Source organism: Mycolicibacterium sp. HS_4_1 (assembly GCF_054515875.1).
In genome coordinates this window covers 4,867,768-4,885,964 of record NZ_CM137261.1, presented here as the reverse complement: position 1 = coordinate 4,885,964, position 18,197 = coordinate 4,867,768, and the positions used below count along the sequence as shown (strand labels likewise).

General features: G+C 65.5%; 20 protein-coding genes and 3 tRNA genes. 15 read left to right on the top strand and 8 right to left on the bottom strand.

Going from position 1 to position 18,197, the window contains the following annotated elements; translation table 11 throughout:
• Nucleotides 1-67 precede the first annotated feature (67 nt).
• Together ACX12F_RS23635 and ACX12F_RS23630 are read right to left on the bottom strand one after the other, a co-directional pair.
• Entirely contained in the window at nucleotides 68-904 is an 837-nt protein-coding gene (locus ACX12F_RS23635; protein ID WP_459370477.1) for a DUF8453 domain-containing protein, read from the bottom strand.
• A 121-nt stretch (nucleotides 905-1,025) separates the two neighbouring features.
• Nucleotides 1,026-1,739 (bottom strand): MBL fold metallo-hydrolase, encoded by a 714-nt coding sequence (locus ACX12F_RS23630; protein WP_459366721.1) that lies wholly within the window; start codon nucleotides 1,737-1,739, stop codon nucleotides 1,026-1,028.
• A gap of 228 nt (nucleotides 1,740-1,967) precedes the next feature.
• Between ACX12F_RS23630 and ACX12F_RS23625 the strand changes: the two genes are divergently transcribed.
• From ACX12F_RS23625 to ACX12F_RS23565, 13 genes are all read left to right on the top strand, one after another.
• The gene (locus tag ACX12F_RS23625; protein WP_459366720.1) at nucleotides 1,968-2,807 is read left to right on the top strand and encodes a putative endonuclease domain-containing protein; all 840 of its coding nucleotides are present in this window, start codon (nucleotides 1,968-1,970) and stop codon (nucleotides 2,805-2,807) included.
• Between the two features lie 309 nt (nucleotides 2,808-3,116).
• Nucleotides 3,117-3,189 (top strand) — tRNA-Thr (locus ACX12F_RS23620).
• A gap of 66 nt (nucleotides 3,190-3,255) precedes the next feature.
• Nucleotides 3,256-3,332 (top strand) — tRNA-Met (locus ACX12F_RS23615).
• Nucleotides 3,333-3,368: 36 nt separating this feature from the next.
• A complete protein-coding gene (rpmG, locus tag ACX12F_RS23610) occupies nucleotides 3,369-3,536 on the top strand; it encodes a 50S ribosomal protein L33 (RefSeq protein ID WP_059015841.1) in 168 nt (55 codons plus the stop codon).
• 9 nt (nucleotides 3,537-3,545) lie between these two features.
• The gene (gene hadA, locus ACX12F_RS23605; protein WP_459366719.1) at nucleotides 3,546-4,022 is read left to right on the top strand and encodes a (3R)-hydroxyacyl-ACP dehydratase subunit HadA; all 477 of its coding nucleotides are present in this window, start codon (nucleotides 3,546-3,548) and stop codon (nucleotides 4,020-4,022) included.
• Nucleotides 4,009-4,437, top strand: a complete 429-nt coding sequence (gene hadB / locus ACX12F_RS23600; protein ID WP_459366718.1) for a (3R)-hydroxyacyl-ACP dehydratase subunit HadB — start codon at nucleotides 4,009-4,011, stop codon at nucleotides 4,435-4,437. The genes hadA and hadB overlap by 14 nt, the downstream gene beginning before the upstream one ends.
• A 2-nt stretch (nucleotides 4,438-4,439) precedes the next feature.
• Nucleotides 4,440-4,952, top strand: a complete 513-nt coding sequence (gene hadC / locus ACX12F_RS23595; RefSeq protein ID WP_459366717.1) for a (3R)-hydroxyacyl-ACP dehydratase subunit HadC — start codon at nucleotides 4,440-4,442, stop codon at nucleotides 4,950-4,952.
• Nucleotides 4,953-5,096: 144 nt separating this feature from the next.
• Nucleotides 5,097-5,169: transfer RNA gene (locus ACX12F_RS23590), tRNA-Trp, on the top strand.
• Between the two features lie 63 nt (nucleotides 5,170-5,232).
• On the top strand, nucleotides 5,233-5,700 hold the full coding sequence (gene secE / locus ACX12F_RS23585) for a preprotein translocase subunit SecE (RefSeq protein ID WP_459366716.1): 468 nt from the start codon (nucleotides 5,233-5,235) through the stop codon (nucleotides 5,698-5,700).
• 53 nt (nucleotides 5,701-5,753) lie between these two features.
• Nucleotides 5,754-6,605: a transcription termination/antitermination protein NusG gene (gene nusG, locus ACX12F_RS23580; RefSeq protein ID WP_459366715.1), complete on the top strand. Its 852-nt coding sequence runs from the start codon at nucleotides 5,754-5,756 to the stop codon at nucleotides 6,603-6,605.
• 71 nt (nucleotides 6,606-6,676) lie between these two features.
• Nucleotides 6,677-7,108 carry a 50S ribosomal protein L11 gene (gene rplK / locus ACX12F_RS23575; protein ID WP_138232256.1) on the top strand — a complete coding sequence of 144 codons (432 nt, stop codon included), beginning with the start codon at nucleotides 6,677-6,679 and terminating at the stop codon, nucleotides 7,106-7,108.
• Between the two features lie 118 nt (nucleotides 7,109-7,226).
• Nucleotides 7,227-7,937, top strand: a complete 711-nt coding sequence (gene rplA, locus ACX12F_RS23570; RefSeq protein WP_459366714.1) for a 50S ribosomal protein L1 — start codon at nucleotides 7,227-7,229, stop codon at nucleotides 7,935-7,937.
• Between the two features lie 368 nt (nucleotides 7,938-8,305).
• Nucleotides 8,306-8,968: a M15 family metallopeptidase gene (locus tag ACX12F_RS23565; protein ID WP_459366713.1), complete on the top strand. Its 663-nt coding sequence runs from the start codon at nucleotides 8,306-8,308 to the stop codon at nucleotides 8,966-8,968.
• Nucleotide 8,969: 1 nt separating this feature from the next.
• Here the strand turns inward: ACX12F_RS23565 and ACX12F_RS23560 are convergent, their stop codons facing one another.
• Nucleotides 8,970-9,914 carry an endonuclease/exonuclease/phosphatase family protein gene (locus ACX12F_RS23560; RefSeq protein ID WP_459366712.1) on the bottom strand — a complete coding sequence of 315 codons (945 nt, stop codon included), beginning with the start codon at nucleotides 9,912-9,914 and terminating at the stop codon, nucleotides 8,970-8,972.
• 470 nt (nucleotides 9,915-10,384) lie between these two features.
• Here ACX12F_RS23560 and ACX12F_RS23555 point away from each other — a divergent pair, with 470 nt between their 5' ends.
• A complete protein-coding gene (locus ACX12F_RS23555; protein WP_459366711.1) occupies nucleotides 10,385-12,256 on the top strand; it encodes a cellulase family glycosylhydrolase in 1,872 nt (623 codons plus the stop codon).
• A gap of 64 nt (nucleotides 12,257-12,320) precedes the next feature.
• Here the strand turns inward: ACX12F_RS23555 and ACX12F_RS23550 are convergent, their stop codons facing one another.
• From ACX12F_RS23550 to ACX12F_RS23535, 4 genes are all read right to left on the bottom strand, one after another.
• Nucleotides 12,321-13,217: a cyclopropane mycolic acid synthase family methyltransferase gene (locus ACX12F_RS23550; RefSeq protein WP_459366710.1), complete on the bottom strand. Its 897-nt coding sequence runs from the start codon at nucleotides 13,215-13,217 to the stop codon at nucleotides 12,321-12,323.
• 213 nt (nucleotides 13,218-13,430) lie between these two features.
• On the bottom strand, nucleotides 13,431-14,381 hold the full coding sequence (locus tag ACX12F_RS23545) for an alpha/beta fold hydrolase (protein WP_459366709.1): 951 nt from the start codon (nucleotides 14,379-14,381) through the stop codon (nucleotides 13,431-13,433).
• A 58-nt stretch (nucleotides 14,382-14,439) separates the two neighbouring features.
• Entirely contained in the window at nucleotides 14,440-15,792 is a 1,353-nt protein-coding gene (locus tag ACX12F_RS23540; RefSeq protein ID WP_459366708.1) for an ABC1 kinase family protein, read from the bottom strand.
• Nucleotides 15,793-15,863: 71 nt separating this feature from the next.
• Nucleotides 15,864-16,862, bottom strand: a complete 999-nt coding sequence (locus ACX12F_RS23535) for an oxygenase MpaB family protein (RefSeq protein ID WP_459366707.1) — start codon at nucleotides 16,860-16,862, stop codon at nucleotides 15,864-15,866.
• Nucleotides 16,863-16,936: 74 nt separating this feature from the next.
• Here ACX12F_RS23535 and ACX12F_RS23530 point away from each other — a divergent pair, with 74 nt between their 5' ends.
• On the top strand, nucleotides 16,937-17,539 hold the full coding sequence (locus ACX12F_RS23530) for a TetR/AcrR family transcriptional regulator (protein ID WP_459366706.1): 603 nt from the start codon (nucleotides 16,937-16,939) through the stop codon (nucleotides 17,537-17,539).
• 56 nt (nucleotides 17,540-17,595) lie between these two features.
• Here ACX12F_RS23530 and ACX12F_RS23525 read toward each other — a convergent pair whose 3' ends face one another.
• Nucleotides 17,596-18,195: a DinB family protein gene (locus tag ACX12F_RS23525; RefSeq protein ID WP_459366705.1), complete on the bottom strand. Its 600-nt coding sequence runs from the start codon at nucleotides 18,193-18,195 to the stop codon at nucleotides 17,596-17,598.
• Nucleotides 18,196-18,197 lie beyond the last annotated feature (2 nt).

Below are 18,197 nucleotides of genomic sequence, written 5' to 3'. Positions count from 1 at the left end.
CCTTGGTAGGTTCCCCGGCCGGGAACAGGTTTGAGCCGATGCTAGACGGGCCTTCGGCGGCGTCCTCTCAGTGGACGCCGTTGCGGTGGCGGCCCTTCGGGCCGTCGTCGATCCACTGGATCTCGAGCTCGGTGGTCTCGTCGGACTCCCTGCTCCGCCAGCGGTCCTGGGTTTCCCGCACCGCCCGGTTCATGCGATCGATCTCGGCCCGGAAGACCTCGGGCTGCGTCTCCTTGGACGCGTAGTGGAAGTACGTCAGCACGCTGCGGAGCAGCTCGAGCTTTTGCTTCTCCCGCTTGGCGAGGTCGTGGGTCGTCATCAGTTCCAGCCGTTGCACCGGCTGCAGTGCGGCCCAGTCGAGCACCGCCGTGGACTCGAACTCGCGGGGCTTCGGGCCGAACCGGGACTTCTTGCCGGCCGCGGGAGCCGGCATGTCGTAGTAGGTGAGGGTGCCCTCGAACCGCGACCGGATGGACCCGCCCAACTCCTCACGGCTGATCGCCGAGTCCCAGACGGTTCGCCACTCCTGTCCCGGAGCCAGAACCGATAGTTCGCTGGGCAGCCGAAGCTCGGTGACGTCGAGCTCGCCGTCGTGGTCGGAGTCCTCGTAGATGGCGACGGTCGGATGATTGGTGAACGCGAACGAGATGTTGTGCGCCGCGGTCTGCCCGAAGTTGCGGACCACCAGTTCGATGAGGTGCCAGTCCGACGCGTGCGGCTCCATGAACATGATTACCTGCGGGCGGACCTGATCCTGCTTGAGCTGGCGATTCTTGGACAGCTGGCGGTTCACGACGATCAGTACGACGACGCCGAACACCAGGGCTGCCCAGGCTGCGATGGCCAGCCAGCCGCCCGATCCCAGACCTGTCAGATCGTCCCAGCGTTGAGATATCCAGTCCACCGCGCCATCCAGTCCGCTCAAGTCAACGATCGGTTTTGAATCCGACAATAATATTCGCTGGTGAACTTGTACAACGGAAGCAAGACAGTAGCTGCGCGCTGAGGTTCAGGCGACGGTGCCGCTAGCCGCCCATCAGCATGCGCCACTGGTCCAGGTTGCTGGCCCGGTAGACGTAGTTGTTGCGGCGCACGTCGTCGAGCGGCGCGCTGGGTTCGGCCGAGTACCAGTGCCCCGGGAAGACCGTCGGATCGCCGGGCAACGCGGCCAGCGCCTGCAGGCTGCGGAACATGTCGTCGACGTTCCCGCCGGGGAAATCGGTGCGACCGCAGCCGTCCAGGAACAGGGTGTCGCCGGCCACCAATCGGCCGTCGAGCAGGAAGCACTGGCTGCCGGGGGTGTGCCCGGGGGTGTGCAACAGCTCGATCGGCACGGCCCCGACCTGCACGACGTCGCCGTGCTGGTGAGACGTCAGCTCCGACGGCGCGATGCCGGTGACCCGCGACACCCAGTCGGCCTCGTGGGCGTTGACGTGTACCGGCACGCTGACCCGCTCCAGCAGCTCGGCCAGGCCCGCCAGCGTGTAACCCATCATCGAGCCGCCGACGTGGTCAGGGTGGTGATGGGTGACGAGCACGCCGGACAGGTGCATGCCGTCGGACTCCAGGACGTCGACCAGATCACCCGCGGCGTAGGCCGGATCGACCACGACGCAGTCGCCGGTGTCCCGGTCGCCGATCAGGTAGGCGAAGTTGCGCATCTGCTGGGCGATCGGGTCGGTCGCGGCGAAGTCGCGGCCGGCGAGCAACTGACGGAAATAGAGGCGGTCATCAGGCATGCCGACAGCCTAGGAGGGCGGTCGGCCCGCGTTGAAGTGCGTAGCTGCAATCTCGCGGCGCGGAACGCACGTCGATTGAAGCCACGTACCGATTTCGGGCTCGGAGCGTCCCTGACGTCAATCGGGCGCAGTACGGCCGCTTGTTGATTGAACTCAGGGATGGTTGCGACCTATTGCCGGGCTTGCGGGGCGCACCGACTTGTCGGGGGTCGGCAGCAATATCGCGCCATGGGGGTATTCATCGGCAGCGAGGCATTGGCCGCGGGAACGGTCACACGCAATGACCTTCGGCGGCACTACAGGCGCATGTTTCCGGACGTCTACGGACCGCCCGAACCCACTATTCGGGAGCGCGCACGGGGTGCGTGGTTGTGGTCCGGCCGGCGTGGTGTCATCACAGGAGTCGCGGCATCGGCGCTGCACTGGGCGAAATACGTCGACGACGACGTCCCGGTCGAGATGCTGTGGCGGAATGGTCGCCCGCCGACCGGTTTGATCGTGCGGAATGAGGCGTACGCCGTGGATGAGGTCACGACATACAACGGGATTCCGCTCGCCACGCCGGCGCGGACGATCTTCGACCTGGGTCGACACCTCGATCGCGATGCGGCCGTTGCACGGATCGACGCGCTGCTGTGGGTGGGTCGGGTCGGCGTGGGTGACGTTCAGCCGATCATCGGGCGGTATCGGTGGGCGCGCGGTCTTGAACAGCTGCGCGTGGCGCTGGAGCTGGCCGACGACGGCGCCGAGTCGCCGCGAGAGACGCGGCTGCGTCTGCTCCTCACCGACGCCGGGATGCGCCCGACCGACACCCAGATCCCGGTCTACGAGGGCAACCGCCTGATCACCAAGTTCGACATGGGCTGGAAGCACCTTCTTGTCGGGGTTCAATACGACGGCGGTCACCATCAGACTGATCGCGACCAGTACGTACGCGATCAGCGGGCGCTGTCCAAGCTCGAAGCCCGCAACTGGATCGTCGTCAAGGTGATCAAGGAGGACACCGACGATGACGTTCTGGCTCGGGTGGCGGCCGCTCTGTTCCGCCGTGGCTGGCGGGCCGCTTAGTCGAACGGCCGGCTGGGCCACGATCCCTGGTGTGAATCAGCGTGCCGGCCGGGGCAAGCGAATTGCACTGAGGGATCGCGCGAAGGACGTAGCGGTACCTGATGTCAATAACCGCGTGTCGAGGCGAGCGATCATTGAAGTCTGGGACAACTGCGGGCCCAGATCGGGACAATCAGGCGAAGCAGCTCCTGAATGAGCCGAAATAGTGCGGTTACGCTGCCGTTTTGGCAGGTGAAACCGCGAGACGGTAACCTCTTTAAGGCCCGCGGGGCAGACGGTCATAACCGGCAGTCCGAAACCGAGGGTCAGGCCCCCTTAGCTCAGTCGGCAGAGCGTTTCCATGGTAAGGAAAAGGTCAACGGTTCGATTCCGTTAGGGGGCTCGGTGGACATATGGCGAGCGGAGCGACGGAAGTTATATCCGCCGCTGCGCCGCCTGTGTCTGTCGGGGCGGTGTAGCTCAGCTGGTTAGAGCGCACGACTCATAATCGTGAGGTCGGGAGATCGAGCCTCCCCACCGCTACCAGCACAACAGAGATTTCGAAGCGAAAGAGGCAGAATCGTGGCGTCGAGTACCGACGTACGGCCGAAGATCACCTTGGCCTGCGAGGTGTGCAAGCACCGTAACTACATCACCAAGAAGAACCGCCGCAACGACCCGGATCGGCTCGAACTGAAGAAGTTCTGCCCGAACTGCGGTACGCACCAGCCGCACAAAGAGTCGCGTTAGTCATTCGTCGTGGGTCTGGCGGACATTGTCGGTTTTCACTACCGGCATCCCGAGTGCTACGAGGTCGGTCGTGAGAAGATCCGTGAGCACGCGATCGCCGTCCAGAACGACGACGCGTGTTTTCACCAGGAGTCGGCCGCGGCTGAACTCGGCCACGGCTCGTTGCTGGCACCGTTGACGTTCATCAGCATTTTCGGCTATCAGGCGCAGCTGGCGATGTTCGAGGCCGCCGGCATCGCCATTTCCGATGCCAAGATCATTCACGTCGACCAAGAGCTGAGGTTCCTCGCTCCGATCAGGGCCGGGGACAAGCTCTACTACGACGTGTACGTCGACTCGTTCCGCCAGGCACACGGCACCGACATCGTTGTGACCAAGAACATCATCACCAACGATCGTGGTGACGTTGTGCAGGAGGCCTACACGACCCTGGCGGGTCGGTCGGGTGAAGACGGAGATAAGGGGTTCGCAGATGGCGCTTCGTGAGTTCAATTCGGTCAAGGTCGGTGACGAGCTGCCGGAGAAGACCATCAAGCTGACCCGGCAGGATCTGGTCAACTACGCCGGCGTCTCCGGCGACCTGAACCCGATCCACTGGGACGACGAGATCGCCAAGCAGGTCGGTCTGGACACCGCCATCGCCCACGGCATGCTGACCATGGGTCTCGGCGGCGGGTTCATCACCAACTGGGTCGGTGATCCGGCTGCCGTCACCGAATACAACGTCCGCTTCACCTCGGTGGTCCCGGTCCCCAACGACGGCATCGGCGCCGAGCTGGTCTTCAGTGGCCGCGTGAAGTCGGTCGACGAGGACACCAAGTCGGTGACCATCGCGCTTTCTGCCACGACCGGCGGAAAGAAGATCTTCGGCCGCGCCGTCGCGACCGCGAAGTTGGCCTAGTCATGCCGGTGAACCCCGACATCCTCGGGATGGTCCACAAGTACCCGCAGGTCTTCACGGTGGGGCGCGAGCAGGTCCGGCAGTACGCCAAGGCCGTCAAGTCGGACCACCCGGTGTCGATGGATGAAGCCGCCGCCGCCGAGTTGGGCCATGACACCCTGATCGCCGGTCCGACGTTTGTGGCGATCGTTGCGCTGCTGGTCCAGCAGGATTTCTTCCGCGTCGTCGATGTCGGCATGGATACCATGCAGATCATCCAGGTCGACCAGAAATTCGTGTACCACCGCCCGATCAAGGTCGGGGACCGGCTGCACGCGACTGTCGAGATCGTCTCGATCGAGCATCGGTTCGGCGCCGACATCGTGCAGACCCGCAACACCCTCACCGATGACGACGGCGGCCTCATCATGGAGGCTTTCACCACGTTGATGGGCCACGAGGGCGACAATTCCGTGTCCGTGCGATACGACCGCGAGACCGGGCAGGTCCTGCGCTCGGCGGCCGGAGCGGATTAGTAACTCAGACTGGGGCCGTTGTACACTCGGTCCTCGGGGATCCACCCTTTTCAGCGCGCTGTCCGTCGGTTACGTATCGACCGATCGGGGAGCGCGCGAATTGTGTGAGGACCCAGCCAGAAGTGCCGACGTGGTCGGTACTGAAGGGGCGTAGCTCAATTGGCAGAGCAGCGGTCTCCAAAACCGCAGGTTGCAGGTTCAAGTCCTGTCGCCCCTGCTCAACTGAACATCGATGTGGACACTGGAAATGTGACCACCTGGAACAGACGAAAGGCATGCGGTGAGCGACGAGCGCGATAGTGCCGGCTCCGCAGGCGCCGGTACTGAAGCGGGCACCGACGCGGGCGACGGCGAGTCGCAGGGCCAGACCGCAGTTGTGACGCGCCCAGCGCGTCCGACCGGAAAGCGGGCCCGGCGGGCCGTCGAGGTCGACGAGTCCGAGTCGGACGTCGAAACCGACGCCACGGATTCCGACGCTGAAGACGGTGCCGCCGACGCGGACAAGAAATCGAAGAAGCGCGACAAGCCGAAGAAGGCCGTCAAGACCGGTGCGTCTCGGAACCCGTTCGTGTTCGTCTGGAACTACCTCAAGCAGGTCGTCGCCGAGCTGCGGAAGGTCATCTGGCCGAACCGCAAGCAGATGATCGGCTACACGACGGTCGTGCTGGTGTTCCTGGTCTTCATGGTGGCGCTGATCGGTGGGGTCGACTTCGGCCTCGCCAAGCTCGTCATGTGGGTGTTCGGCTGACGCCGAGCGCCCGCCGGTGACGAGCTCAAGAACGTAAGAGAGGACTGACTACCGTGACTTTCGATGGCGAGACACCTTCGGATGAGTCCGACGTGACCGCCGAGGCAGTCGAGTCGGTGGAGACCTTCGAAGACGCTGAAGACACCGTGGACGCTGACGACACCGTGGATGCTGACGAGGCCGTGGCCGACTCGGCCGACGCTGCGGAAGCGCCCGAGGCGACCGACGTGGTTGTCGACGAGACGGTCGAGGCCGCCGCCGAGGAGCCCGAGGACGAGGATCCCGCGGTCGCGCTGAAGAAGCAGCTGCGTCGGCAGGCAGGCGAGTGGTACGTCATCCACTCGTACGCCGGTTACGAGAACAAGGTGAAGGCCAATCTCGAGACCCGCGTGCAGAACCTGGACGTCGGCGACTACATCTTCCAGGTCGAGGTGCCGACCGAAGAGGTCACCGAGATCAAGAACGGTCAGCGCAAGCAGGTCAACCGCAAGGTGCTGCCGGGCTACATCCTGGTGCGCATGGACCTCAACGACGAGTCGTGGGGCGCCGTGCGGAACACCCCGGGCGTGACCGGATTCGTCGGTGCGACCTCGAAGCCGTCGGCGCTGTCGCTCGACGACGTCGTCAAGTTCCTGCTGCCGCAGGGCGCCGCGAAGAAGCCCGCCAAGGCGACCTCGGCCGCCGCTGCGTCGGGCTCCGACAGCGAGGCCACCCTGGCGCGTCCGGAGATCCTGGTCGACTTCGAGGTCGGCGAGTCCGTCACCGTCATGGACGGCCCGTTCGCCACGCTGCCCGCGTCGATCAGCGAGGTCAACGCCGAACAGCAGAAGCTCAAGGTGCTGGTGTCCATCTTCGGACGCGAGACGCCGGTCGAATTGACCTTCACGCAGGTCAGCAAGATTTAATCGCGAGCCTCGGCTCTCGGTTAGCAGGAACGTAGTCGCGCCGCGACTACCTAGAAAGGAACACCACACCAATGGCCCCGAAGAAGAAAAAGGTCGTCGGGCTGATCAAGCTGCAGATCCAGGCCGGCGCGGCCAACCCCGCCCCGCCCGTGGGTCCGGCGCTCGGCCAGCACGGCGTCAACATCATGGAGTTCTGCAAGGCGTACAACGCCGCGACAGAAAGCCAGCGCGGAAACGTCATCCCCGTCGAGATCAGCGTCTACGAGGACCGCACGTTCACGTTCGTCCTGAAGACCCCGCCGGCTGCCCGGCTGCTGCTCAAGGCTGCGGGTATCCCGAAGGGTTCGGCCGAGCCGCACAAGACCAAGGTCGCCAAGATCAGCTGGGACCAGGTCCGCGAGATCGCCGAGACCAAGAAGGAAGATCTCAACGCGAACGACATCGACGCCGCTGCCAAGATCATCGCCGGCACCGCCCGGTCGATGGGCATCACCGTCGAGTGATCCCCGGGTTCGCGCAGCCGCGTGAACCCACCTGTGGAAGAGCCCGCTTCGGCTCGGTGATGAGCGCTCGCGCGAAGAGCGTTCAATCCAGACCACAACCTCTAATCAGGAGATTTGAATGAGCAAGAACAGCAAGGCATACCGCGAAGCTGCCGAGAAGGTGGACCGCGACAACCTGTACACCCCGCTCCAGGCCGTAAAGCTGGCCAAGGAGACGTCCTCGAAGAAGCAGGACGCGACCGTCGAGGTTGCGATCCGGCTGGGTGTCGATCCTCGTAAGGCAGACCAGATGGTGCGTGGCACCGTCAACCTGCCGCACGGCACCGGTAAGACCGCCCGCGTAGTGGTGTTCGCGGTTGGTGAGAAGGCCGAGGCCGCTGTGGCCGCCGGCGCCGATGCCGTCGGTAGCGATGACCTGATCGAGCGTATCCAGGGTGGGTGGACCGACTTCGACGCCGCGATCGCGACGCCGGACCAGATGGCCAAGGTGGGTAAGATCGCCCGCGTTCTCGGCCCGCGTGGCCTGATGCCGAACCCGAAGACTGGCACCGTTACCCCGGACGTGGCCAAGGCCGTGTCCGACATCAAGGGCGGCAAGATCAACTTCCGTGTCGACAAGCAGTCCAACCTGCACCTGATCATCGGCAAGGCGTCGTTCGACGAGGTCAAGCTGGCCGAGAACTATGGTGCCGCGCTGGACGAGGTGCTGCGTGCCAAGCCGTCGTCGTCGAAGGGCCGTTACCTGAAGAAGGTCACCGTCTCGACGACCACCGGCCCGGGTATCCAGGTCGACCCGGCTGTCACCCGGAACTTCACCGAAGAGGCGTAGTCCGAATCCGCTTTCGTAACGGAGCCCCGCACGACCCAGGTCGTGCGGGGCTCCGTCGTTTCCGGTCGACGTCGCGGATGGCGCATCTGGAGTTCTCAGGTGCGCTTCAGTCTCGTTTAGCAGCCGTCACAGGTGCGTCGCCAACCATCGAAAGCATGAGCAATGCCTGCCAGTGCGGCCACGATCGGGCCGCTCACCAGCACCACGGTGCGGGTCCGGAATGCGCGCTCTGCGAGCCGGGCGGTTGCGGACGCTTTCGTCCCGACGTCTCCGGGAGCCAGTGGCAGAGTTGGTTCCGCGCCGGTGCACCTCGGCGTGCCGACCCGATCCGGTAGTGGTGCGGCGCCAGGATCTGGCAGCCTCGACACATGTTCGTGCGAACACTCGCCGTCACCCTGGGTGCCCTGCTGTCGGTCGGCAATTTCGGGCCGGACCTCGGCACCGCCTCGGCCGCACCCCAGCCCGCCCCGCCGCCGGTGTCGCCGCAGGCCGCGGCGGCCGGACTGATCGACGTCCGGACCGTCGTCCCCGATGCGGTGATCGACCTGCGGTACGCCACCCCGAACAACTTCGTCGGCGTTCCGCTGTATCCGGCCGACGCGCGGTGCCTGATCCACGAATCCATGGCGGCCGGGCTGGTCACCGCTGCCCGGATCCTGCGCGCACACGGCGAGGTGCTGACGTTCTGGGACTGCTACCGACCGCATGAGGTGCAGGTCCGGATGTTTCAGGCCGTGCCGGATCCGAACTGGGTCGCCAAACCCAGCAAGTTCGCGCGCAGTCACGAGTCGGGCCTGTCGGTGGACGTCACCATCACCGGAGTCGACATGGGGACTGACTTCGACGATTTCACCCCGCGCGCGACGGCGTATGCGACCGCAGGCGTCACCCCGGCGCAGCAGGCCAACCGCGCCCGGCTGCGGGACGCCATGGTCGCCGGTGGGCTGAGCGTGTATCCGGGGGAGTGGTGGCACTTCAACGGGCCGGGAGCGGCCGAGCCGCGCCCGATCCTCGACGTGCCGGTGAACTGAGTCAGGCGGCGACCAACTGGGCCAGCAGCGCCCGGTGATCAGAACCGGCCACCCGCAGCGTCTGCACTGACGTGGCCACGTAGCCGCGGGTGAGGATGTGATCGACGGCGAAAACCGGCGGCGCGAAGATGTCGGCCGGGTGCGTGCGTACTATTCCGGCGCCGGCCTGAGCGCCGGCATCCTGATAGCCCTGCCGCAGCAGCCGCCGGAACTCGCGCATGTCCGGGGTGGCGTTCAGGTCGCCGGCCAGCAGCACCGGACCGGAGCTCGCCTGCGCCGCCTTCCGCAACGTGTCGGCCAGTCGGGCCAGGTCGTCGCGCCAGCCCTGCAGGGGGTCCGGCCACGGCGCCGAGAGGTGAACGGTCATCACCCGCGGTGCGATCGGCGCTCCGGGAACATCGACATCGACGGCCAGCATGCCCAGCCAGAAGCCGTCGTCGATGCGGACGTCACTGATCGGGTAGCGGCTCCAAATGCCGACACCGCCGGGCTCATCCATCTCGCGCAGAGCGCGGTAGGGGAACATCCGGTCCAGCCCGGCGGCCTCCAGCCGTGACAACGCGGCAGGTGTAAGTTCTTGCAGCGCAACGATATCCGCGCCGTCCTCGGCATACCGGACGATCGGTTCGGCCTCGGCCCGGCCGTAGCGCAGGTTGGCAGACAAGAATCGCAGCGCAGTGCCCGCCGGTGCTTTCGCGCGTCGGTACAGGGACAGCTGTACGACGACTGTGGCGACGGTGGCGCCCACCGCGACCGCGGTCAGCGGCCAGTTCTTTGCGATCCCGAACAGTGCGGCAGCCACCGGCGCGCCGATGGCCAGGTACGGCACCGCAGCGGCCAACGCCAATAGCGACCGGTTGACGATCGGAATCCAGCGCACCGCGATTCCGGCCCCGGCCGCGCACAGTGCGACGGCGCCCACGTACGTCAGAACTGAATGCCACATTGGGTCGGCTCGTCCTCCATTGATCGGTGCTGCAGAAGCATAGGGGCGGCCATGCGCCGCGGCCCGCCGAGCCGGTGCCAGAATATGTACCGAAGGTATTTATCATCTTCGCGAAGCGAGTTTGGCAACAATAATTGGCATTTGCTGAATGTGGCGACTAATTGTGATAGGAGTAAATATTCGAAATGGTAAATTGGAATCGTCTGTCAATCCTCTAGAAGCCTGCTGTGAGCCAATAACAGCGTTCAAGCTGGTTATTGACCATAGGTATGTTTACGTGTGTAACGGTTCTGTGGATTCCACGTGTCAATTACCGGTAGTGTTCCCGCCGTTAATAGGCGGCCTAGTAATGGTTCGCCAGGTGCCGAATTTTGGGCAAGGGGACACGTATGTACTCATCGCTGCGCGGGCCGCTTCGTACTTGCACATTTCGTGGGCTTATCGCGGTGCTTCCGGTCTCGATGATCTGCGTGTACAGCACGCCATCGATCCTGCCGACGAGACTGGTCACGGCCCAGGTGGAAAACACCGCGGAAATCGTCTCGTCCCCGTCGAGTATCGGGATCGCCGATTCGGGGTTGTACGGCGAGACTCAGGCGCAGATCAACCAGACGCTCGACACCCTGCAGTCCATCGGGGTCCAGGATGTCCGCGTCTTCGTCCCGTGGATCTATGTCGAACCCGCCAACGGCGTCTACAACTGGTCCAGCATCGACATGGTCATCCAGGCCGCCCAGGCGCGGAACATGGGCGTCATGGCCGAGGTCGCCAGCACGCCGCTGTGGGAGGGCTCGTCCACCGCGATCACCGGTGCCGGGACGCCGAACCCCGCTGACTACGCCTCGTTCGTGACCCAGGTGGCCCAGCGATACGGCACGGCCATCTCGGCCTACGAGATCTGGAACGAGCCGAACTACGTGCTGTCGTCCGACCCGATCGACCCCGTCGCCTATGCGGCCTTGCTGAAGGCGGCATATCCTGCGATCAAGGCGGTCAACCCATCTGCCACCGTGGTGGCCGGTGCGCTGGGCAGCGTGGTCACCTTCGGCGGCATCACGATGGACCCGACGACCTTCGTCCAGCAGATGCTGGCCGCCGGTGCGGCGAACTACTTCGATGCGTTGTCGTTCCACCCGTATCAGGAGTCGCTGCCGTTCTCCCAGGGCCTTGGCGTCGCGAATTCGCCTCTGACGCAGCTGAATACGATCTACCAGCTGATGACGCAATACGGTGACGGGCTCAAGAAGATCTGGATCAGTGAGTTCGGTGCGTCCACCAACGACGTGAGTCAGCAGACTCAGGCCGACCTGATCAAGAACCTGCTCGACACCTGGCAGACCATCGCCTACGCCGGCCCGGTGTTCATCTACACCGCGCAAGACGGTGTTCCGGGTGCCGACGGGTACGGCATCTGGAACGCCGACTGGACGCCGAAACTCGCGGTTGCCGTCGTCCAACAAGCGATTCAGCAGTATTCGGGCGGCCTGCTGGGCGCCATCGGCTCGACAGTTGGCGGCGTCGTCTCGGGAGTCACCTCGGTGGCCCAGTCGCTGGCCAACCTGCTGCAATCGATCAGCTTGGCCGTCCAGGGCGAATTTCAGCAATTGGGGCAGGCGATCAATGCGTGGTTCACGGCGGTCTCCTCACAGCTGACCGGAACCCTGCCGTCGTCCACTCCGTTGGCCGCGAAGGTGACGGCGGCTCCGCTCAAGACCGCGGCGGTCACGCCCACGGCAACAGCCGCGACGACTGAGGCGGCGCAAACCACGGCCGCGACGACATCGGGAACCCAGAAGAGCTCGTCGACCGGGACAAGCGGAGCAACGGGCACGACCGGTACGACCGGAACGACCGGAACGACCGGAACGAGCGGGTCGACGGGCACGACGGGGGCGACGGGAACCACGGGGTCGACCGGGACCACCGTCACCGCGGTGCCGGTGGCCGCCACGACGTCGTCGGCAACGAGCCAGTCGGCTTCCGGCGCAACGGGTTCGGGCACGACGCCGAGCACGGCCTCACCCACTGGCGAGTCATCGCCGTCGTCTTCAACCGGCACATCCGGACCCGTCTCCAGCGCAGCCTCGTCGACCACTGCCCCCGGCAAGTCGTCGGGCTCCGGCAGCAAGACGGATGACTCGTCTGGCGCGCAGGACGACTCGAAGGTCAAGTCCAGCAAGTCGGGGAAGCCCGACAAGTCCGGCAACGCGGGCGACTCAGCTGGTGCGAAGGGCAAGCCCGCCAAATCCGGCGACCCCTCGTCGGACAACGGATCGACCGGCACCAACAATGGATCACACAGCGGGCAAGGCGCCGACCACGCCGACCACGCCGACCACTAGGAACCCGGCAAAACAGAAGCGCCCCCGGCCGTGTACGGCCGGGGGCGCTTCTGGTGAAAGCCGTTCAGGCGGCTTCCTTGGACTTGTTGTAAGTGACCAGGCTGACGTCGAGGACCTCGTCGAGGAAGTAGTACTGGCAACCGGTCAGATACTTCATGTACCGGTCGTAGTTCACCTGGCCGGAAATGGCGATGGCCTCTTCCTTGTGGTGCTCCAGGTTGGCTGCCCAGACGCCGAGCGTCTTGATGTAGTGGTTGCGCAGGGACACCGGGTCCGGGACGTGGAAGCCGGCCTTCTCGCCGTGATCGACCATCATCTGGGTGCTGGGCAGACGGCCGCCGGGGAAGATGTCGGTGGCCATGAACTTGATGAACCGGGCCATCTCGAACGTGAGCTTCTTGCCCCGCGCCGCCATGTCCATGGGGTGGTAGCTCACGCTGCTCTGTATGGTCATCCGGCCGTCGTCGGGCATGATGTCGTAGCAGCTCTTGAAGAAGTCGTCGTAGCGCTCGAAGCCGAAGTGCTCGAAGGCCTCGATCGACACGATGCGGTCCGCCGGCTCGTGGAACTCTTCCCAACCCTTGAGCAGCACCCGGTGCGTGCGGTCCGACCCGGTCTTGCTCAGCAGTTCCGTGCAGAACGCCTGCTGGTTCTTGCTCAGCGTCAGGCCGACGACGTTGACGTCGTACTTCTCCATGGCCCGCTGCATGGTCAGGCCCCAGCCGCAGCCGATCTCCAGCAGCGTCATGCCGGGCTTGAGGTCCAGCTGGTCGAGGTGCTGATCGACGTTGGCGATCTGCGCTTCTTCCATCGTGACGAAGGGTCCGGTGAAGTAGGCGCAGCTGTACTTGCGGGAGTTGTCCTGGAACAACCCGAAGAAATCGTCAGACAGGTCGTAGTGCGCCTGGATGTCCTCGAAATGCGGCCGCATGTCCTTGGCCTCAGTCGAATCCTGAATCATCTGTAACACCTAACTTGACCTTCCTCACTCGCGGGTGATGTCGGTCACTAAATCTCACAATTGTGACCGCACAATACCTGGCCGCTGACCGGTGCCTTGACGTTGGTGTGACGCGTCGTCACGTTCAGCTCATGCAGCAACCGTAGCGCCGACATACCAGCATGCCGCGCTCATTCCCCCAGCGTGGCGGGGTCTGTGATCGGACTGATACGTCTATCGAATTTCGGCAAATGTCGTGGCCAGCTCGCCCGCGATGTTGTCCCAGAGAGGCTCGGGCAGGTCGTGACCCATGCCGTCGAACAACACCAACCGAGCGCGCTTGATTGCTTTGGCCACTGCTCGACCACCGCTCGGTCGCATCAGTTTATCGGCCCGACCATGGATGACAACCGTCGGTGCGGTGATCAGCGCGTCGTAGTGCCGCAGGCTACCGCTGCCCAGGATGGCCCCGAAATGCCGGGCGACGCCGACAGGGTAGTAGGAGCGGTCGTAGCTTTCGGCGGCATCGGCCTCGGCTTGGTCGAGCGGCGTCGGGTAGCCGGGGCTGCCGATGATCCGGCCGACGTTGACCGCGTTGGCGATGACGCCCGCACGGGAGGTGTCCTGCGGCCGCGTGGTGATGGCCTTGAGTTGCTTAGGACCGGGCGGCGGCAGCAGCGGCTGGTTGTTGCTCGAGAAGATGACGCCGAGCGTCTTGGTCCGGTGCTGGTAGCGCGCCGCGAAGACCTGCGCGATCATGCCGCCCATCGAGCCGCCGACGATGTGCGCCTGGTCGATCTCCAGGTGATCGAGCAGTGCCGCGGCGTCGTCGGCCATGTCCTCCAAGGTGTAGACCGCATCGCTGCGCAGCCCGGCATACGACCGGAGCATCCGGGGCAGCAGCGAGGATCCGGAGTGCCTGCCCTCGATCTTGGTGGACAGGCCCACATCCCGGTTGTCGAACCGGATGACTCGGTAGCCCTTCTCGACGAGCTTGTCGCAGAAGCCCTTTCGCCACAACAGCAACTGCGCGCCGAGGCCCATGATGAGCAGGACCGCGGGATGGTCCGGGTTGCCCATGTCCTCGTAGGCGATGTCCAGGTCGCCCGAGCGGGCGATGCCGGTCCTGACTTCGGGGGTAGTGTCTCGTTCCGGGTGCATGAGTGCTTGCTCCTCGATCTTCATGGTCGGATGTGGCCTCCGGCCTACTCCTCGGGTTTTATGGTCGGATGCGGCCTCCGGCCTACTCCTCGGCGTTCTTGTGGTCGCGGCTGATATCCACCATGAAGTTGGTGAAGTAGCCCTTCAGCTGGGGGTCGCTCATCATCTGCCACCGCGGCGCCAGCAGCTTCATGTACCGCTCGACGTAGAGGAACTGCTTGCCGATCAGGACCAGCTCGCGGGGCAGCTTGACGTCATACGCGTCCGCGAGCGCGGACAGCTGCTTGCCGATCTCGGCGTAGGACAGGTCGCCCAGCGACTTCATGGTGAGCGGCGTCGTGAAGGCCGCGAGGTCCTTGGCCGCCTGGCCCTCCGGCTTGACCGTGCCGACGGCGCCCATCATCACGACGATCCGGCCGGCCGCGGCGTGATCCTTCGAGACCAGCAGGGCGTACACGAGTTCGCGCAGCAGCCACCGGGTCCGTGGGTCGATGCGGCCCATGATCCCGAAGTCGAAGAAGACGATCTTGCCGTCCTTGTCGACGTGCAGGTTGCCGGCGTGCAGGTCGCCGTGGAACAGGCCGTGCTTGAGGCCGCCCTCGAACACGCTGAACAGCAGGGCCTTGACCAGTTCCTCGCCGTCGAATCCGGCCTTGCGAATGGCGGCGGCGTCGTCGATGCGGATGCCCTCGACGCGCTCCATGGTCAGCACGCGCTCGCTGGTCAGGTCCCAGTACACCTGGGCCACCCGTATGTTCTGGCCCAGCGGCGAGGAGTGCATGTGCGCCACCCACGCGTCCATGGACTGCGCCTCGAGCCGGAAGTCGAGCTCCTCGGCGAGGTTGTCGGCGAAGTCGGCGACCACATCCTGTGCGGACAGCCGCTGGCCCAGCTTGGCCAGCTCGGCGATCTGTGCGCCGCGCTTGAGGATCTGCAGGTCGGCAGCGACCCGCCGGCGGATACCGGGTCGCTGGACTTTGACGACGACCTCTTCGCCCGAGTGCAGCGTCGCGTAGTGCACCTGGGCGATGGAGGCGGAAGCGAAGGGCTCGTCGTCGAAGCTCTCGAAAAGGTCGGACGGCTCGCCGCCGAGCTCCTCGCGCAGCAGTTTGTGGACCTCGTCCTTGTTGGCGGGCGGGACCCGGTCCAGCAGGCTGCGGAACTCACGGCTCAGGGGCTCGCCGAAGGCGCCTGGGCTGGACGCGATGATCTGGCCGAGCTTGACGTACGTCGGCCCGAGATCGGAGAAGGCCTTCGGGACCTGCTTGATCACCTTCTGCTGCAGGTTGCCCTTGGAGAAGGCGCTGCCGGCGACGCGTATGCCGGTCCGGGCGAGCTGCCAGCCGGTTGCCCCGATGCGGGCGGCTTCGACGGGCAGCGGCACCCGGTCCAGCCTGGCGCCTTCGCGGTGCGGGGTCTTCCGCGTAGAACTCATTGAGGAAGTGTCTCAAAACCGCGAGTACCGCCAAACAGGTGTGCCCTGCGTCACGCCATGGCGGCGGGGCGTCAGACGAAGACGCTCTCGATGTCGGCGCGGCTGCGGACCGGGTCGCTGCCCGGCACGTACGCCGGCACGGTGTGTGGAGCCAGCTCCGGATCGAGGCCACCTTTGACCCGGGCCTTCGCCTGCTGGAATTCCGGGAACGGGCCCCCGGCGGTGTGCAGGCCGTTGATGATCGACCACACGACGGCGCGGCGCGCGGTGCGCTCGATCGGGTTGGGGTCGGTGTGTCCGAGCAGTTGCTTGGCCCACCTCGGCATGGTGTCGCGCACCGCCCAATCGATGGCGCTCTGTGGCATCGGCAGGTTCGGGCCGGTGGCCATGGCGGCGCCGTGCGTCAGGGCCAGCTTGGGGAGATAGGACTTCAGGCAGTCCAGGGTCTCGGCCTTGGTGGTGGGCAGGTCGGTGCCGCCCAGGGCGTGCCCGACGCGGATGAACTCGCCGTAGTACCGGTCAAGTTTCTTGCCGCGCAACGGGTTCGGGTGATAGAGCTCGTGCGCGGTGGCCAGGCCCCACACGACCGTCGCGTAGTTCCAGCGCAGCCAGTCCGGGTCGTCGGCGTCGTACGCGGCGCCGTCGGGCCGGACGCCCTTGATGGTGTGGTGCATGGCGCGCACGGTCCGGGCCAGATTCTCGGCGGTTTCAGTACTGCCGTACGCGGTACCGATGAAGAACGCGATGGAATGACCCAGCCGGACGGCCGCGCCCTTGGGGTCGATCACCGGGCTGGCGACCCCGTTCTCGTCGCGTTGGACCAGGCGGGAGTGGTGCATACCCATCCAATAGATGGACGGGTCGAGCCGCTCGATGAACGCGGCGCACTGCAGACCGAAGACCAGGGCCTCGGTGTGGGAGTGCACGTGCCAGACGGCGCTGCCGGGGCCGAACCACCCCGGGTCTCCGGCCGGACCGGCGAAGTCCATGCCGCGGAAGTAGTTCCGCCGGATGGTCTGGTCGAACCGGTGCTGAAGCTGGTGCTCGATGAACTGGTGCGGCAGATACACGTCCACTCCTTCTGGTCACGGTTGTAACCAGAATAGTATTTGGTGACGGGTGTGACCAGACCTAGGCTGTAGGGATGTCGACACCCACCAGGTGGGCGGGGGTTCCGCTCGACGACCGCCGCGCGGAGCGCCGCGGGCTGCTGGTCGACGCGGCATTCGAGCTGTTCGGTTCCGGCGGCGAGACGGCATTGTCGGTCCGGTCGGTGTGTCGTGCGTGCGGACTCAACACCCGGTACTTCTACGAGAGCTTCGACGGCATCGACGAGCTGCTGGGCGCCGTCTACGACAAGGTGAGTGTCGAATTGGCCGCCGTGGTGGACACCGCGATCGCCGGCGCGGGGGATTCGGTGCGGGAACGGACCGGCGCCGGCATCGCTGCGGTACTGGGCTTCGGTTCCCACGATCCGCGGCGGGGGCGGGTGCTGTTCACCGAAGCGCGCGCCAACCCCGTGCTCGCCGCGCGCCGGGCCGTCACCCAGGACCTGCTGCTCGACGCGGTGCTGGCCGAGGGCGGCCGGCTGCACCCCGACTCGGACCCGGTTGCCGCGCGCGTCGGCGCGGCGATGTACACCGGCGCGATGGCCGAGCTGGCCCAGCAGTGGCTGTCGGGTGCGCTTGGCGCCGATCTCGACGTGGTGGTCGACGCGGCGCTGGCGTTGGTTCTGCGTCGAGAGTGACGACAAGGCTGCCCAGGGCGTAGGCCCGGGCAGCCAGGTCGTCGAGCGCGACAGCGCTACCGGACGGTGGGCCGCCAGCGCTTGATGAAGTCCGTCTCCGGCCATTGTTCTTCGGCGGCCAGCAGCTCGTACATGGTGGCGCGGTCGATGGATTCGCGGATGATGTCGGCGTGGCCCGCGTGGCGGGACAGCTCCTCGATGATGTGCATGCCCACCCAGCGCACCGACCAGTGATCGATGTCCGAGGGGAACCACGGCACCTCGTGCGGTACCGGCACCAGCGCGTCCAGGTCGAGTTCGGCGAAGGCCTGCAGCGTCTGGGTGTTCTGCGCGCGCAGGGCGTCCAGCAGATCGCCGAGTTTCTCGTCGTCGCGCATCGTGAGTTGGTCTTCGTGCTCGGCCATCTGTTCGGCCATCGGCCGGGTGTCCCGCGGCGGGAAGTCGGGAGCCGCCACCGCGCGTGCCACCCAGCCGGCTTGGACGGCGGTGACGTGTTTGATCAGGCCGCCGACCGACAGCGCGCTGACCGACGGCGTCGAGCGGGCCTGCTCATCGGTGAGGCCGTGGGCGACGGCGGCGAAGGCGTCCTGCTGGAACGCCAGGAAGTTGCTCAGGGTCCGACGCTCGTCGTCTGCGGGTGCGGGCAGTCCGGCCATGG